This window comes from Kribbella sp. NPDC056345 (assembly GCF_042262745.1).
Taxonomy (GTDB): Bacteria; Actinomycetota; Actinomycetes; order Propionibacteriales; family Kribbellaceae; genus Kribbella.
Genome location: NZ_JBHJQQ010000005.1, coordinates 230516 through 246542 on the forward strand (window position 1 = coordinate 230516; position 16027 = coordinate 246542).

Consider the following 16027-nt stretch of genomic DNA (forward strand, 5'->3'; position numbering starts at 1 on the left):
GCACCATGCTCGAGCTCAGCGGATCGACATGGGCGATCACCATCGGACTGGTCGTCGTACTGCTCGCAGTGGACCTGCTGCTCGCGGCGCTCCGGCCGCACCGGGTCGGATTCAAGGAGGCGGCCGCCTGGTCGATCTTCTACGTCCTGGTCGCGATCGCCTTCGGTCTGTGGTTCATGAGCCAGTACGGCGGTGACTTCGGCGCGCAGTACTTCGCGGGCTACATCGTCGAGAAGAGCTTGTCGGTCGACAACCTGTTCGTCTTCGTGATCATCATGACCACGTTCGCCGTCCCGGAGGAGCACCAGCACAAGGTGCTCACCTTCGGCATCGTGCTCGCGCTGGTCATGCGCGCGGTGTTCATCGCGCTCGGCGCGACCCTGCTGTCGCTGTTCTCGTTCATGTTCCTGATCTTCGGGTTGCTGCTGCTCTACACCGCGGTGCAGTTGTTCCGGCACCGCGACGAGGACCCCGACGTCGAGAACAACGTGATCGTGAAGACCGCGCGCCGTGTCCTGCCGGTCAGCGAGGAGTACGTCGGCGGCAAGCTGACCGCCAGGATCGACGGCCGCAAGGTGGTCACCCCGCTGTTCGTCGTGCTGGTCGCGATCGGCGGCGTCGACCTGCTGTTCGCGCTGGACTCGATCCCGGCCGTGTTCGGGGTCACCGACGAGCCCTACATCGTCTTCGCCGCCAATGCCTTTGCCCTGCTGGGTTTGCGGGCGTTGTTCTTCCTGGTCAAGGGCCTGCTCGACCGGCTCGTGTACCTGTCGGCCGGCCTGGCGATCATCCTCGCCTTCATCGGCGTCAAGCTGATCCTGCACTGGGGACACGTGGACATCCACAAGTCCATCCCGGAGGTCTCCACCCCGGTCAGCCTCGGTGTGATCATCGGCATCCTGGTGATCGTGGTCGTCGCCAGCCTGGTCAAGACCCGCAACGACCCGACCGCCGTCGCCCACGCAGGCTCCCTGACCGGCCACCACAAACCCGCCGACGACTAGTCAGGTTCGATCAGATCCCAGCGGCGCTGGCGGAGGAAGCGGGTGGCCGCCCAGGTGAGCAGGGCGCCCAGTAGGGCACCCGGCAGCAGCCAGCGCCACCCGGTGAAGAAGCTTGGCGCGGCAATCTCGGCGGCCGACGGAGTCGCGGGCTCGGTTTCCGGCTGAGTGGCCGGTTGGGACTGCGCAATGCTGGTCGGGCCGCCTCTGGCCTGCTCGCCGTTGCGGAGGCCGGGCAAGAGCTTCAGGCCGCTGAGGAGCTTGACGAGCGCCACCGGGTCGGTCGCTGTGTGCCAGGTCGGTCGGGTGGCGGCACCGGAGTCGGCCGAGACCTCGGTGGTGGCGATCCAGGGCCCGCCGGGCGCGTCGGGGTAGATGATGTCGAGGCGGTAGACGGACATGTCGTGGATGAGCCAGGTGGCCCGGACGAACGCACCGACTTCGTGTTGTTCGGAACCGGGGACGTCGCGCGTTCCTTCGACGCTCGTGAGCTTCTGGAGCTCGGCGTACTCCGGATCGTCGTACCCGAAGGCGAGTAGGTGTGGCGGGGCGCTGAGCAGCACGCTGGTGGGACCGCCCGCTGCGGCGGGGATCGTGGTGAGGGCGGCCACGACAAGGAGCGTGGCGAACAGGGCAAGAGCGCGTCGGACCATACCCGGATACACCGCTGCGGCTCAGGAGGTTCCGGTCGCCAACTGAATCGCACGGGCCTTGTCGGCGGTTTCGAGGCGGTAGGTGATGCCACTGCGCTCCCAGACCAGTGTGGGGCCGGCAATGCGCACCACGCGCTTGTCGACGAGCAGCAACTCATGCGGTGTGCTGAACCAGTAGCCGTCAACGGTCGGCACGTACTCGAGCTCGTCGTAGTACTTCTTCCAGTAGAACGGCTCGACCGCCGACTGGAACTGCTCCAGCCGCACGCCGTCCCAGCTCATCGCTACAAACCCCTGTGACGCCTCAACACCATCAGGTGCACCCAGCAGCGCAGGTCGCGCCGGAGTGAAGCCTGCGACCCGCGCAGCCTCCTCCAGAGACAGTTTGCCCGGCACTCCGGGCACAGGAGGCGCCGTACTGGGACCAGTGCCGACCGGGTGGGCCTCCACTCCCCCGATCCGCAGCCACTCGGCCACAGTCGCCCGGACCGGCGGCGTGAGCGCCAGACCGGCCAGCAGCACGCACAGTCCAGCCAGGAACACCCGCCACCGATCCCGCAGCCGCCGACGTACCGGTACGGCGGCCACCCGCGTCAACACCGCCGCAGTCAGCTCAGGGTCCACCGGAGGTACAACAGCCGAGCGCCCTAACGCCCGCAGCTCGTCATCCAGGTTCATGGCTGTACCTCCTTCCGCAAACGCTCCAGGGCCCGGTGTAGTCGTGACTTGACCGTCCCACGTGGCCAGCCCAGCACGACCGCCGTCTCCTGCTCATCCAGCTCCAGCAGATACCGGCACGTCACCACCAGCCGCTGCGGCTCCGGCAGAGCCTGTACGGCGCGCAGCAGCTCAGCCCGCCGTTCCAGCGACACCGCCTCGTCGGCCGGATCCAGTACGACGTCCGGTGGCGCAGCGATCTCTTCCCGACGACTGCGCCTCGAACGCGACCGCAGACAGTTCCGCGTCTCGTTGGCGACGATCCGCAACAGCCACGGCCGGAACGCGGCCTCGCTCCGGAAACCACCCAGCGCCCGGTACGCCTTCACGAACGCCTCCTGTACGACGTCGTCCGCATCCGCACCGGCCCCGAGGAACACCGCCGTACGCTTCGCGATCGGGGCATGCCGCAGCACCAGCTCGCCGTACGCGGCGGAGTCACCGCTACGCAGCCGAGCCAGGATCGCTACCTCGTCCAGATCGCTGATACACCCTCCTGGCACCTACAGGTCATTGTCACTACACCGCAGCTCGCCTGTCGGTTCCGGTGTATAGGGTCGGGATCGTGCCAGACATCGATGAGTCGTTCCTTGCCCTGCCCCGGCATGAGCTCGCGGAGGCCGCTCTGCAGCGGGCCCGGGACCTCGGGGCCACCTTCGCCGAGTTCCGCCTGGAGCGGATCCGGTCGGAGTCGATCGCCCTCCGCGACAGTGTGCTGGAGAGTGCGAGCGACGGCGAGGACCTGGGGCTCGCGGTGCGCGTCGTGCACGCCGGTACCTGGGGTTTCGCGGCCGGGGTCGCGCTGACCACCGATCAGGCGGTCCAGGTGGCCGAGCAGGCCGTGCACATGGCGCAGGTGTCGCGGCCGATCAACGCCGAGACGATCGAGCTCGCCGACGAGCCGGTGTACGACGACGTCACCTGGATCTCGTCGTACGAGATCGACCCGTTCAGCGTCCCGCGGACCGAGAAGGTCGCGCTGCTCACCGACTACAGCGACCGGCTGCTCAAGGCGGACGGCGTCGCGCACGTGAGTGTGCATGTCACCTCGGTCCACGAGTGCAAGTTCTACGCGAACACGGAAGGTACGTCGTACACGCAGCAGCGGGTGCGGATCGGGCCGGACATCACCGCGTTCGCGGTGGACGCCGAGACCGGCCGGTTCGACTCGATGACGAGCTGCGCGCCGCCGGCCGGCCGCGGCTGGGAGTACCTGACGGGCACCGGCTGGGACTGGGACGACGAGCTCGCGCAGATCCCGGGCTGGCTGGCCGAGAAGATGGCCGCGCCGAGTGTCGAGGCCGGTGTGTACGACCTGGTCATCGACCCGACCAACCTGTGGCTGACGATCCACGAGTCGATCGGCCACGCCACCGAGCTGGACCGCGCGCTCGGCTACGAGGCCAACTACGCCGGCACGAGCTTCGCGACCACCGACAAGCTCGGCAACCTGAAGTACGGCTCGCCGATCATGCACGTCACCGGTGACCGGACCGCCGAGCACGGCCTGTCCACGGTCGGGTACGACGACGAGGGGGTCGCCGGTCAGCAGTGGGATCTGGTCAAGGACGGCGTACTGGTCGGCTACCAGGTCGACCGCCGGATGGCGAAGGTGAACGAGAAGCTCCTCGGCACCGGCCGCTCCAACGGCTGTGCGTACGCCGATTCGTCCGGCCACATCCCGATCCAGCGGATGGCCAACGTGTCCCTGCAGCCCGCGCCCGGCGGCCCTTCGACCGAGGAGCTGATCAGCCGGGTGGAGAACGGGATCTACATCGTCGGCGACAAGTCGTGGTCGATCGACATGCAGCGGTACAACTTCCAGTTCACCGGCCAGCGGTTCTACAAGATCACCAACGGCAAGCTGGACGGCCAGCTGCGCGACATCGCCTACCAGGCCACCACGACCGACTTCTGGGGCTCGATGGAGGCCGTCGGCGGCCCGGAGACCTATGTCCTGCACGGTGCGCTGAACTGCGGCAAGGCCCAGCCCGCGCAGTCCGGTGCGGTCAGCCACGGTTGCCCGTCCGCCCTGTTCCGGGGCGTCCGCATTCTCAACACCACGCAGGAGGCCGGCCGGTGACCGCCATTCAGCTCACCCCGCAGGACACCGTCGAGCGCGGGCTTGCGCTCGCCGCGGCCGAGGGAGCCGACGGTTGCGTGATCATCGTCGCCGAGACCTCCAGCGCGAACCTGCGCTGGGCCAACAACACCCTGACCACGAACGGCGCGATGCGCGGCTCGCACGTCACTGTGATCGCCACGGTCGGCGCCGGTGAAGGCACTGCGACCGGTGTGGTCAGCAGGACCGCGGTGACCGACGACTCGCTGCGTCAGCAGGTCTCGGCCGCGGTCGCGACCGCGCGCGCCGCCACACCGGCCGAGGACGCCCGACCGCTGGTCGACGGCACCACCAGCCCGGACTGGGACGACGAGCCGGAGGAAACCTCGGTCACCGTCTACGAGAAGTTCGCCCCGGCCCTCGGCGAGACCCTGCAGCGGGCCACCAGCGAGAGCCGCTGGCTCTACGGATTCGCCGACCACGAGGTCGTCACCCTGTACGTCGGTTCGTCCGCCGGGCTCCGGCTTCGGCAGGCCCTGCCGCGCGGTTTCGTCAGCTCCACCGGCAAGTCCGGCGACCTGAGCCAGTCCGCGTGGGCCGGTGCGGCGACACGCGACTTCACCGACATCGACCCACTGGCGCTCGACGCGGAGCTCACCCGGCGACTGGGCTGGGCATCGCGGACAGTTGCCGTCGACCCCGGTCGCCACGCAACCGTTCTGCCACCAACCGCGGTAGCCGACCTGACGACGTACCTGTTCTGGCAGCTGGACGGCAGGGAGGCCTTCGAGGGGCGCAGTGTGTTCGCGAAGCCACCGGGTGGCACGCGGGTCGGCGAGACGCTCTCGTCGAAGCCGGTGCAGTTGCGTTCAGATCCGAGCCTGCCCGGTCTGGAGACGTTCCCGTTCGCGGTCGCCCGTTCGTCGGGTGCTTCGCAGAGCGTCTTCGACAACGGCCTCACCCTGTCCGCGACCGACTGGATTCGCGACGGCAAGCTCGAGACGCTGATGACCAGCCGGCACACGGCCGAGCTGATCGGCGCCACCACTGCCGCTCCCCCGATCGACAACTACGTCCTGTCGATCGACGGCGCGACCGGTACGACGGACGACCTGGTGGCCGGGATGGGGAACGGCCTGCTGCTGACCTGCCTCTGGTACATCCGGATGGTCGACCCGCAGACGTCACTGCTGACCGGGCTCACCCGCGATGGCGTCTACCTGGTCGAGAACGGCGAGGTCACCGGCGCGGTCAACAACTTCCGCTTCAACGAGAGCCCGGTCGACCTGCTGTCGAGGATCGGCGCGGCCGGCGCGACCGTGCCGTCGTTCTCCCGCGAGTGGGGTGACGAGTTCTCCCGCACGGCCACCCCGCCGCTGCTGATCCCGGACTTCAACATGTCCAGCGTCAGCCAGGCCAGCTAGACGAAACGCCCCGCAAACCTCGAAAGGTCTGCGGGGCGTTTCGTTGTTCGACGTCAGGCCGTCGGATATCCCGGCTCGGCCGGACCAGCCGGCCCACCGAAGCCACGCTCGGCAGCCTTCGGGTCCGGACCGTACTGGTTGTCGCCCGGGTTGCCGTCACCGGCAGCCAGCACGATGAACCAGATCCAGCCGACACAAGGGACCAGGTTGATCAGGATCCACCAGCCACTGCGCCCGGTGTCGTGCATGCGGCGAATGGCCACACCGATCGAGGGCAGCAGCAGCGCCAGGCTGAACAGACCGGCCAGCAGACCGCCGAACGTGTTCTTCTGGTGCGTGCCGAGGATCTGGTCGACGACCCCCAGGACGATGTAGCCGATCGCCCAGAACAGCGTGTACATCCAGTATTCCTTGCGCCGGGCTCGTCCAGAGAACACGGCATACTGCTTGACTACCGCCAGGAACCACTGCATTGCTGAACTCCGATGCTAGAAAGTTGAGGCGCGGACAGAGCCTGTCGGACCTGCCCGGCGTCGTCAATGCACCGTCACCCTTCGGTGATCACTCTGCAACATGGCGCGCCGTACTTCGAGCTAACTTCACCTTTTCGCGACCGTGACCCGCCACATCCGGTGCGGTTTCGGGCCTTCGGCGTACGCCGTGGTGTCGATCGGCTGCCAGCCGTGGGTCAGCTCGTCGAGCCGGGACCGGTCGAAGAAGCGGCCGGCGAAGCCGTCGTGGACGGACAGGCCGCCACCGAGGTCCTGCCAGTTCGCCGCACAGGGGTCGTCGGCGGACCAGACGGCGTACACGAACAGGCCGCCGGGGCGCAGGACGCGGTGGATCTCGCCGACCAGTCCGCGCAGCTCGTCGGGGGTGAAGGCCATGTTCAGCAGCAGGTTCGCGAAGACTGCGTTCACTGTGGCGTCGGCCGGCGGCAGCGGATCGCGGACGTCGTGCAGCGCGGCGGTGACGCGGTCGTCGAGACCCTCGCGTTGTGCCTGCTGCCGCAACTGGTCGAGCGCAGTCTCGCTGAAGTCGGTGGCATGGACGCTGAATCCCTGCCTGGCCAGGAAAAGCGCGTCCCGGCCGTGCCCCGCACCGAGCTCGAGAACGTCATCGATGCCTGCGGCACCAAAGGTCTCCGCTGCCCAGTGCGCCGCCGCCGACGGCTCCGCTCCGTGCAGTTGCGGCTGCCGCGCGTAAGCGGTCTCCCACCGTTCCTGCTGAGCCCGTGCGAGCTCGACGTGTCCAGTGTTCATGTATTGCTCCCCGTGGTCGTCACGCCGGTCTGGACGATCGGCAGACCGCGCCAGCCTACAGTGCAAAGAGACCGGGGGAACCAGCAGCAGTCAGGCCGTGAGCGGGTTCGGGATGTTCAGGTAGACGGTGGAGAGATTCGCCTGGCAGGGCAGGGTGTCTGCGGTCAGCCAGCGGCGCGCGAGGCGGTCACCGTCCGGCCCGGCAGCCTGCAGGAGCGGCAGAGCGAGGATCAGCCGGTCGCGAACCACATTGAGTAGTTCTGCTTCGTCAGCAACCCCGTCAGCGGCCAGACAGCCCACCACGGCCAGCGCCTGGTTGTAGAGCAGGTTGCAGGTCAGGCGGTCGTCCACCGTGCTGTCGTCGACCACGGCCAGCGCAGAGTCGCGCAGACCGGTGACAGCGAGCAGACCACGCAGGTGCGACGACGCGAGGTAGTAGCCCTGGTTGTCGCGGTAGGCACCACCCTTGATTCGACCCAGCCCGTCCAAGCGGACCAGGGTGTTCTGCTGATGCGCTTCCAGGCCGATGCCGGTCTCGGCGTACAGATGGAGCATCGGGATCAGGACGTTGTCGATGTACGACGCCACCCAGCCGACCGTGTCATCAGCGGCGAACTCACTGAGGCGGCTGATGCGGTCCGGCCGTGGCGCGACCAGTCCGGCCAAGCAGGCATAGCTGTTGACGTCGTTCGGCACCTCGCGGACGGCAACATCCAGGCCGGTCAACGTGGGTCCACCCTCATCGAGTGCGATCCACGCCGGGTCCCGGACGATGGTGAAGCGTGGGTGCGCGGTCGCCGTACCGGCGTTGTAGGCAGCATCGAGGAGCCGGTAGACCTCGAGGCCGCGGCGGAGCTCGGTCGGGGTCGACTCCCGGCGTGAGTTCGCAATGCGGAGGCCGAGGGACAGTTTCAGCATCACTGGGAGGTCCGGGTGGTACAGGGTGCGCATGCTCGAAGTCGGGTACCACTGCGCGCCGTGCGGGCCGAGCTCTTTCACACGGCCTTCCGCGAGCAGCTTGGCGACCCGCGGCCGTTGCCGCAGTGCCGCCGCCTGCCAAGGGTGTGCCGGGATCAGCACCCGGCCCGCCGACGGAGTGATACCGGCCAGCGCGCCCATCAGCTGCACAGCGTCCAGTCCCTGCAGCGAGGGCGCGCCGGCCACCTGGTCCGAGGACACCAATTCGGTGTCGGCCTCGAACCAGTGCACCGCGAAACGGCCACCGAGCTCCGGCGAGTACCTCGCCAGCTCGGCACCGCTCAGTCCGTCCCGGCTCTTGGGTGCCGGGTGGTTCAGTTGACCGAACAGCAACGCCTGCTCGATCTCCAGGAAGCGGCCCGGACCGCGATCGGCCCCACCCGCGTCGACGAAGTAGGCGACGTTGCGGACCGACTCGGCCGTGCGCGCCACCAGGTCGTCGACCTCGGCCGGATCCGCGCCGGCCGACAGCAGCCGCACCAGCTCCTCGGGCGCCGGCGGGACGCCGTCCACGAGGATCTCGGTGAACTGGTGCCAGCCGCTCCGGGAAGCATGCTCGACGCGGGCTGTAACCGTCGATGCGCCGACGGCCAGCCGCAGCAGCCCGGTGGTCACCGGTACCGCAGCCTCCCGCGTGTAGCAGCGCAGAATCGCGTTCAGATGCGCCGCGACGGCCGTCTCGGTCGAGGTCAACGCTCACTCCCTGAAGTAAGGCAATGCTTACTTAGGTGAGCCTAACTTTAAACGGCTCCGGTGACCAGCTGACTCCACGTGGTCATCGTCACTCGCCGTACGGCGTCCTGGTGAGCGTGAAGGTGGCCAGATTCAGATGGTCGACACCGCTCGCGGAGCGCACCACCCGGAGCCGCTCCCCCGCGAAGTAGCCGTCACGCCCTTGATACAGGTCAGGCCCCAGCGGCGTGAAGCGGCAGCTCATCGCTCCCGTCAACTGCAGGACACCACCGCTGACCGCGATGGTGAGCGGCGTGTTTCCCCAGTACCAGTGGCCGAGCAACTCGTTGCCCTGCTCGAGTTCCGGCTCCGGCAACCACTCGCGCGCGAGCACCGGCTCGTGCCGGACGAGCGTGCTGATCAGCTCCGGCGCCAGCGACGCCACCTTCCCGTACGTCGCGTTCCCCAGCGTGACCGCACCGATCCGGCGTACCCGATCGACGAACAGCCCGGCCAGGAAGCCCGGCATCGAACCGGTGTGCCCGATCAGCAGATAGGGGTCGTCGGCAATCAACCGCAACCCGAGCCCGTACGATGCGGTCAGTGCCTCCCGCGGATCCGCAGCCGCCGGCGCGGCCATCTCGTCAACGGTGTCGCGGCTGAGCACCTCACCGACCGGGTCGATCCAGAAGTTCGCGTACTTCGCCAGGTCCTCGACCGTGCTCCACAACTGCCCGGCCGGCGCCATCGCACCCGAGTCGTAGGCCGGTTCCTCGATCAGCTGACCACTGAACGGGTGCACGGAATACCCCTGGGCAGCCGCGCCGAACGGGAAGTACGACGTACGCCGCATCTCCAGCGGATCGAGGATGCGCTCCTGCACCAGATCCAGCCACGACTCGCCACGCACCCGGGCCACGATCTCGGCCAGCACCGCGTAGCCGAGGTTCGAGTAGTGGTGCCGCCGATCGGCCGGACCGGCCGCGTGCGACTCGTCCATCGCCGCGACCAGCTCGTCGAACGAGACCCCCGGATTGCGCTCCCACCACGGCCCCTCGGGCTCGGCGTTCATCCCGCCACTGTGCGCGAGCAGGTGCCGCACAGTCCGGTCACCGAACGCGATCCCGGGCAGATGCTTGCCTATGGCATCATTTAGCGCAAGCAGCCCTTCATCGCGGCACTGCATCACCAGCACAGCAGTCAGCGTCTTGGTGATCGACCCGATCCGGTACTGCACATTCGCCCCCGGCGCGAGCCCACCCGCATCAGCGAACCGCCCGCGAGCCCCACTCCACACCAGCTCACTGTCCCGCACCACACCGGCGGCCAGCGAGGGCACTCTGGTCTCACTCTGCGCAGCTGCGATCCCGGCGATCAGGGCCGCGGCGGTCTCTGCACGTACGTCGGTCACCCGCACGAGTATGCCTCGTGCGGGTGACCGACATGCCGATTACTCGAAGGCTTCCGGGGACGGGCAGGAGCAGATCAGGTTGCGGTCGCCGTAGGCGCCGTCGATGCGGCGGACGGGGGGCCAGTACTTCGAGGCGCGGTCGACGGACTGCGGGAAGGCGGCCTCTTCGCGGGTGTAGGCGTGCTCCCACTTGTCGTTGATCACCGAGGCCGCGGTGTGCGGGGCGTTGACGAGCGGGTTGTCGTCGGCCGGCCACTCGTTGGCGGCGACGCGGTCGATCTCGTGCTTGATCGCGATCATCGCGTCGCAGAAGCGGTCGAGCTCACCGAGGTCCTCGGATTCGGTCGGCTCGACCATCAGGGTGCCGGCCACCGGGAACGACATGGTCGGCGCGTGGAAGCCGTAGTCGACCAGGCGCTTCGCGACGTCGTCGACGGTGATGCCGGTCTCCTTCGTCATCGGCCGCAGGTCCAGGATGCACTCGTGCGCGACCAGGCCGTTCTCACCGGTGTAGAGGACCGGGAAGGCGCCCTCGAGCCGCTTGGCGACGTAGTTCGCGGTCAGTACGGCGGCCTTGGTGGCCGCGGTCAGGCCCTCGGCGCCCATCATCCGGATGTAGGCCCACGAGATCGCCAGGACGCCGGCCGATCCGAACGGGGCCGCGCTGATCGGACCGACACCGGACTCGGGGCCGGCCTGGTCGAGCAGCGGGTGGTTCGGCAGGTACGGCGCGAGGTGCGCGGCGACCGCGACCGGACCGACACCCGGGCCACCGCCGCCGTGCGGGATGCAGAAGGTCTTGTGCAGGTTCAGGTGGCTGACGTCACCGCCGAACTGGCCCGGCTTGGCGAGACCCAGCAGGGCGTTCAGGTTCGCACCGTCGACGTACACCTGACCGCCGTGCTCGTGGACGATCCGGCAGACCTCAGTCACGCTCTCCTCGTACACCCCGTGGGTGGACGGGTAGGTGATCATGATCGCGGCCAGCTTCTCGGCGTGCTCAGAAGCCTTACCCCGCAGGTCGTCCAGGTCGATCGTGCCGTCGTCGTTGCCCTTGACAACAACAACCTTCATCCCGGCCATCACGGCCGAGGCAGCGTTGGTGCCGTGCGCCGAGGCCGGGATCAGGCAGACGTTGCGGTCCGCGTCGCCCTGGGCCCGGTGGTAGCCGCGGATCGCGAGCAGACCGGCGAGCTCACCCTGGGAGCCGGCGTTCGGCTGGATGGAGACCTTCGCGTAGCCGGTGACCTCGGCCAGCCAGCGCTCCAGCTGTCCGATCAGCTTCACGTACCCGGCGGCGTCCTCGATCGGCGCCAGCGGGTGCATGTCGGCGAACTCGGGCCAGGTGACCGCTTCCATCTCGGTGGTCGCGTTCAGCTTCATCGTGCACGAGCCGAGCGGGATCATGCCGCGGTCGAGCGCGTAGTCCTTGTCGGACAGCTTGCGCAGGTAGCGCAGCATCGCCGTCTCGGACCGGTGGGTGTTGAAGACGGGATGCGTCAGGTACTCCGACGTCCGCGGTACGGCGATCGCCGGGGCCGCGAGGGTGTCGTCGTACTGGACGCCGAAGGACTGGCAGACCCGGGTCAGCGCGGCGAGATCGGTCTTCTCGTCACACGAGATACCGACGTGGTCGGCGTCGACCTGGCGCAGCCAGATGCCGTTCTGCCGGGCAGCGTCGACGACATCCGCAGCAGCACCGGGAACGCGGGCCAGGACAGTGTCGAAGAAGTCGCCGTGCACGACCTCGACACCCCCGGCGCGCAGGGACGCGGCCAGCTTGCCCGCGTAGTCGTGCACGCGGGCCGCGATCGCCTGCAACCCGTCCGGTCCGTGGTACACGGCGTACATGGAGGCAACGACGGCGAGCAGGACCTGCGCCGTACAGATGTTGGAGGTCGCCTTCTCGCGACGGATGTGCTGCTCACGCGTCTGCAACGCGAGCCGGTACGCCGGGGCGCCGTCCGCATCGACCGAGACACCGACCAGCCGGCCGGGCAGCGACCGCTCGAGACCGGCGCGGACCGACATGAAGCCGGCGTGCGGGCCGCCGTAGAACAGCGGGACGCCGAAGCGCTGCGAGGAGCCGATGACGATATCGGCCCCGGCCTCCCCCGGTGCCTCGAGCAACGTCAGCGCGAGCAGGTCGGACGCGACCGCGACCAGCGTCTCGCGCTCGTGCGCGGCGGCGATCAACGGCTTCAGGTCACGGACAGCACCGCCGGAACCCGGGTACTGCACCAGGAAGCCGAAGAAGTCACCCTCGGGCAGGCCATCGGTGGTGTCGGCAACAACCACCTCGATGTCCAGCGCCTCGGCGCGGGTCTCGACGACCGCGATCGTCTGCGCGAAGCAGTCCGCGTCTACCAGGAAGCGGTTCGACTTTGCCCCCTTGATTGACGACTGCCGGTTCGAGCGGTGGGCCAGCGTCATCGCCTCGGCGGCCGCGGTGCCCTCGTCGAGCAATGAGGCATTTGCCGTCGGGAGACCGGTCAGGTCCGACACGACGGTCTGGAAGTTCAGCAGCGCCTCGAGCCGGCCCTGGGAGATCTCCGGCTGGTACGGCGTGTAGGCCGTGTACCAGGCCGGGTTCTCGACCAGGCGGCGGACGATCACCGACGGGGTGAAGGTGCCGTAGTAGCCCTGGCCGATCATCGAGGTGGCGACGTTGTTGCGGGCCGCCAGCTGGCGCAGCTCGGTGAGCGCGTCCACCTCGGAGGCCGGCTCCGGGAGCCGCAGCGGTTCGGTGGACCGGATCGAGGCCGGTACGGCGGCATCCGCGAGCGCGTCGACATCGGCGTACCCGAGGAGTTCGACCATCCGCGCGACCTCGTCGGGGCGGGGCCCGATGTGCCGGTCGGCGAAGATTGCTGAAATTTCCGTCATCGCAAGAGGCTCCGTTGCAGTAGCTTCCGGGGGCCTCCCCCTCTGTCACGCGGATGAGCACGCTTCAGAGTCGCCTGACGCACCCGGTCCATGGGCCTGAGAGGTTCCGGGGAGGAATTGCCCCTTCGGCGCCCGGTTTTGCACGGGTCTCTCCCGAGTGCGGTGAACAGCTAGCTAGAGGGTACCTCAGCCGGTCATGCGGGCCCGGCGGCGGGCAGCGAGCTCGTCGCTTGCATGGCCCGCGTCGTCACCTTCGCCGTGGCCGTCGGCACGCTCGGTCGGCAGCTCGGACAGCGAGCCTTCGACCTCACGCCAGACACCGCCGAGGGCGATGCCGAAGACTCCCTGGCCACCGGCCAGCAGGTCGATGACCTCGTCCGGCGAGGTGCACATGTAGACCGACGCGCCGTCACTCATCAGCGTGATCTGGGTCAGGTCGTCGATCCCGCGCTTGCTCAGGTGTGCGATCGCGGTCCGGATCTGCTGCAACGAGATCCCGGCGTCGAGCAGCCGCTTGATCACCTTCAGCAACAGAACGTCACGGAAACCGTACAACCGCTGCGTCCCCGAGCCGGTCGCCGGGCGCACCGACGGTGAGACCAGGCCGGTCCGCGCCCAGTAGTCGAGCTGGCGGTACGTGATCCCGGCGGCCGCGCAGGCGGTCGGTCCACGGAACCCGACATCCTCCGGCATCGGCCGCAGGTCGTCCTCGAACAGCAGACCCTGAACGCCGGCCGTGATCGCCGCCTCGGCGCGTGCTTCGGACGTCGACTGCGCCGTCAGATCCGTGTCGCCGGTGCGTGTCACGCCTGAGCCTCCCTGAATACCTGCTGGAACGAGTCGTCTCCGTGGAGTAACGGTGCCCCACGACTCCTTCACGGTAAGCCGCCGACCTGAGAGGGTCAACGACAACCGCTTCGAGCCGCTAGCGTGTCGCGACTCCCACACGAATCGTTACCTTCCCGGTCTTGCCTGCCGCAGGCGCCCGGAGCGGGCTCAGCTCTTGTCGAAGTCCTCGGGGGTGACCTGGTCGAGGAACTCCCGGAACCGCTCGACCTCCTCTTCCTCCTGTACCTCGTCGGCGCCGGTCTCGCTCTCCGGGACCGGGATCCCGGCCTCGGCCAGGATCTCCTCGGCGCAGTACACCGGGGTGCCGGTGCGCAGCGCGATCGCGATCGAGTCCGACGGGCGGGCCGAGATCTCGGTCTTGTCGTCGAAGACCAGGATGGCCTCGAAGACCCCGTCGGTCAGGTTCACGATCCGGACCTGACTGAGCGTGTGCCCGAGCACCCGGATCGTCTCCGCGAACAGATCGTGGGTCAGCGGCCGGGGTGGTTCCATCCCCTGCTGGGCGAACGCGATCGCGCTCGCCTCCGCCGCACCGATCCAGATCGGCAGGTACCGCTCGCCGCCGACCTCCCGGAGCAGCACGATGGGCTGACTCGAGGGCATCTCGACCCGGACTCCGACTACGTCGACTTCGCGCACACCTCAACCCTACTCCGCCCACCTCCCCGAAGCCCGCCACCAGCCCCCCGTCCCACTCCCCGGCCACACCAACGGATATCCGTCCGGAGGGCCCCTTCTACCCCCTTCACACGAACTGATAAGAGGCAACACCGACGGAGATCCCCTCTTGTTGCCCCTCCCGCCGCTCTGAACTGCCGAGAAGGAGCAACGCCGGGGGTTATCCGTCCGTGTTGCCGGTCAGCGTGGGAGGCGGGAGCGGACCAGGGCCGTGTGTAGGCGCACGGTGAGGGCGGCCAGCTCCTGGGTCTGGTCGGTACGGCGGGGGCCGGTGACCTGCTCGATCAGTCCGACCTCGCGGTCGGCCGCGGTCCGGAACGGGCGCAGGTGCCGCGGTTCGATCCCGTACGTCGCCAGCTCCGCGGCCACCTGGGCGACCACGATCGCGTCCCCGCCGTAATGCTTGCCGTCGGCCACGATCAGGCCGTGACTCTCCAGCTCGGCGAGCAACGCCGTACCGACTCCGGCGGCCGCGCAGAGCTCCGCCTTGGTCAGCCGCAGGTCGGTGCCGGTGGCACCGAAGTCGTCGGCGGCCGGCCCGGAGGCCGGCGTACTGGGAGCGATCGGCGGTCCACCTGCTGCCGGGCGCAGACCGCGGTCGATCGCACCGAGGTGCTCCTTGATGACCTTCAGCGGCAGGTATTGGTCACGCTGGGCGGTCAGCACGTAGCGCAGCCGCTCCACATCACCCGCGCTGAACTTGCGGTAGCCCGACGCGGTGCGCGCCGGTGTCACCAGCCCCTCGGCCTCGAGGAACCTGATCTTGGAGATGGTGACATCGGTGAACTCGGCCTGCAGGATCTGCAGGACCTCGCCGATCGAGAGCTCAGGCTTGGCCACTGGCGTAGTAGACCAGCCGGTACTTGCCGATCTGGACCTCGTCACCGTTGCTCAGCTGGACCTCGTCGATCCGGTCCCGGTTCACGTAGGTGCCGTTCAGGCTGCCGACGTCGCGCACCTTGACGCCGTAGGCGTCGCGGCGGAACTCGGCGTGCCGGCGGGACACCGTCACGTCGTCGAGGAAGATGTCGCTGTCCGGGTGCCGGCCGGCGGTGACCACGTCGACGTCGAGCAGGAACCGGCTGCCCGCGTTCGGGCCGCGCTGCACGATCAGCAGGGCCGACCCGGCCGGCAACGCACCCACCGCGGCCTGGTCGTCGGGCGACAGCGGCTCGCCCTGGTCGAAGCGCTCGGTCTCCGGCTCGGCGCTGATCGGCGTCAGCATCGCGGTGTCCGTCACACCGGGCGCCGGCGTCGCGGCGGCCGGACGGTCCGCCCCAGGGAGCATGGCTCCGCACTGCGAGCAGAAGCGGCTGCCCTCGGAGTTCTCGTGCCCGCACTGGTTGCAGAACGGCATGCTGTGATCCTCCCGATCGCCGTTAGGCGACGTTGTGTCGTAGACCCCGTGTTAACAGTGTGGACCCGGACCCCAAC

Annotated in this window: 15 protein-coding genes and 1 riboswitch; of the genes, 3 read left to right on the forward strand and 12 right to left on the reverse strand. The window is 68.5% G+C overall.

The features are described from left to right. Nucleotides 1–5: 5 nt before the first annotated feature. Nucleotides 6–1004, forward strand: coding sequence for a TerC/Alx family metal homeostasis membrane protein (locus ACFCV3_RS19825; protein ID WP_376031734.1), 999 nt, complete (start codon nucleotides 6–8; stop codon nucleotides 1002–1004). Here the strand turns inward: ACFCV3_RS19825 and ACFCV3_RS19830 are convergent. The 3 genes from ACFCV3_RS19830 to ACFCV3_RS19840 are packed head-to-tail and all read right to left on the reverse strand — an operon-like array spanning nucleotide 1001 to nucleotide 2874. Beyond that, entirely contained in the window at nucleotides 1001–1654 is a 654-nt protein-coding gene (locus ACFCV3_RS19830) for a hypothetical protein (protein ID WP_376031736.1), read from the reverse strand. The genes ACFCV3_RS19825 and ACFCV3_RS19830 overlap by 4 nt on opposite strands. Nucleotides 1655–1675: 21 nt before the next feature. Next, nucleotides 1676–2332 carry a hypothetical protein gene (locus tag ACFCV3_RS19835; protein ID WP_376031738.1) on the reverse strand — a complete coding sequence of 219 codons (657 nt, stop codon included), beginning with the start codon at nucleotides 2330–2332 and terminating at the stop codon, nucleotides 1676–1678. Further along, entirely contained in the window at nucleotides 2329–2874 is a 546-nt protein-coding gene (locus ACFCV3_RS19840; RefSeq protein ID WP_376031740.1) for an RNA polymerase sigma factor, read from the reverse strand. Before ACFCV3_RS19840 ends, ACFCV3_RS19835 begins: the two co-directional genes overlap by 4 nt. Nucleotides 2875–2936: 62 nt before the next feature. Here ACFCV3_RS19840 and ACFCV3_RS19845 point away from each other — a divergent pair, with 62 nt between their 5' ends. Continuing rightward, nucleotides 2937–4454 (forward strand): TldD/PmbA family protein, encoded by a 1518-nt coding sequence (locus ACFCV3_RS19845; protein ID WP_376031742.1) that lies wholly within the window; start codon nucleotides 2937–2939, stop codon nucleotides 4452–4454. Continuing rightward, nucleotides 4451–5857 (forward strand): metallopeptidase TldD-related protein, encoded by a 1407-nt coding sequence (locus ACFCV3_RS19850; protein ID WP_376031743.1) that lies wholly within the window; start codon nucleotides 4451–4453, stop codon nucleotides 5855–5857. The genes ACFCV3_RS19845 and ACFCV3_RS19850 overlap by 4 nt, the downstream gene beginning before the upstream one ends. Before the next feature lie 53 nt (nucleotides 5858–5910). Here ACFCV3_RS19850 and ACFCV3_RS19855 read toward each other — a convergent pair whose 3' ends face one another. From ACFCV3_RS19855 to ACFCV3_RS19895, 9 genes are all read right to left on the reverse strand, one after another. Then, a complete protein-coding gene (locus tag ACFCV3_RS19855) occupies nucleotides 5911–6330 on the reverse strand; it encodes a DUF805 domain-containing protein (RefSeq protein WP_376031745.1) in 420 nt (139 codons plus the stop codon). Between the two features lie 126 nt (nucleotides 6331–6456). Beyond that, nucleotides 6457–7119, reverse strand: coding sequence for a class I SAM-dependent methyltransferase (locus tag ACFCV3_RS19860; RefSeq protein WP_376031747.1), 663 nt, complete (start codon nucleotides 7117–7119; stop codon nucleotides 6457–6459). 90 nt (nucleotides 7120–7209) lie between these two features. Then, complete coding sequence (locus tag ACFCV3_RS19865; protein ID WP_376031748.1) at nucleotides 7210–8790, reverse strand: IucA/IucC family protein; 1581 nt, start codon at nucleotides 8788–8790, stop codon at nucleotides 7210–7212. A gap of 88 nt (nucleotides 8791–8878) precedes the next feature. After that, nucleotides 8879–10180, reverse strand: a complete 1302-nt coding sequence (locus ACFCV3_RS19870; RefSeq protein ID WP_376031750.1) for a serine hydrolase domain-containing protein — start codon at nucleotides 10178–10180, stop codon at nucleotides 8879–8881. A 39-nt stretch (nucleotides 10181–10219) separates the two neighbouring features. Further along, on the reverse strand, nucleotides 10220–13066 hold the full coding sequence (gene gcvP / locus ACFCV3_RS19875) for an aminomethyl-transferring glycine dehydrogenase (RefSeq protein ID WP_376031752.1): 2847 nt from the start codon (nucleotides 13064–13066) through the stop codon (nucleotides 10220–10222). A gap of 74 nt (nucleotides 13067–13140) precedes the next feature. Beyond that, nucleotides 13141–13232: riboswitch (glycine riboswitch) on the reverse strand. Nucleotides 13233–13252: 20 nt separating this feature from the next. Continuing rightward, nucleotides 13253–13849, reverse strand: a complete 597-nt coding sequence (locus ACFCV3_RS19880; RefSeq protein WP_376032435.1) for a MerR family transcriptional regulator — start codon at nucleotides 13847–13849, stop codon at nucleotides 13253–13255. A gap of 213 nt (nucleotides 13850–14062) precedes the next feature. Then, nucleotides 14063–14554: a bifunctional nuclease family protein gene (locus tag ACFCV3_RS19885; RefSeq protein WP_376031753.1), complete on the reverse strand. Its 492-nt coding sequence runs from the start codon at nucleotides 14552–14554 to the stop codon at nucleotides 14063–14065. Between the two features lie 219 nt (nucleotides 14555–14773). Beyond that, the gene (locus tag ACFCV3_RS19890; RefSeq protein WP_376031755.1) at nucleotides 14774–15433 is read right to left on the reverse strand and encodes a MerR family transcriptional regulator; all 660 of its coding nucleotides are present in this window, start codon (nucleotides 15431–15433) and stop codon (nucleotides 14774–14776) included. Next, the gene (locus ACFCV3_RS19895) at nucleotides 15420–15950 is read right to left on the reverse strand and encodes an FHA domain-containing protein (protein WP_376031756.1); all 531 of its coding nucleotides are present in this window, start codon (nucleotides 15948–15950) and stop codon (nucleotides 15420–15422) included. Before ACFCV3_RS19895 ends, ACFCV3_RS19890 begins: the two co-directional genes overlap by 14 nt. Nucleotides 15951–16027: the final 77 nt, after the last annotated feature.

Excerpts from the sequence above, each read along its gene's own strand:
- ACFCV3_RS19825 (WP_376031734.1), top strand. The coding sequence starts at position 6 with ATGCTCGAGCTCAGCGGATCGACATGGGCGATCACCATCGGACTGGTC.
- ACFCV3_RS19830 (WP_376031736.1), bottom strand. The coding sequence starts at position 1,654 with ATGGTCCGACGCGCTCTTGCCCTGTTCGCCACGCTCCTTGTCGTGGCC.
- ACFCV3_RS19835 (WP_376031738.1), bottom strand. The coding sequence starts at position 2,332 with ATGAACCTGGATGACGAGCTGCGGGCGTTAGGGCGCTCGGCTGTTGTA.
- ACFCV3_RS19855 (WP_376031745.1), bottom strand. The coding sequence starts at position 6,330 with ATGCAGTGGTTCCTGGCGGTAGTCAAGCAGTATGCCGTGTTCTCTGGA.
- ACFCV3_RS19860 (WP_376031747.1), bottom strand. The coding sequence starts at position 7,119 with ATGAACACTGGACACGTCGAGCTCGCACGGGCTCAGCAGGAACGGTGG.
- gcvP (WP_376031752.1), bottom strand. The coding sequence starts at position 13,066 with ATGACGGAAATTTCAGCAATCTTCGCCGACCGGCACATCGGGCCCCGC.
- ACFCV3_RS19895 (WP_376031756.1), bottom strand. The coding sequence starts at position 15,950 with ATGCCGTTCTGCAACCAGTGCGGGCACGAGAACTCCGAGGGCAGCCGC.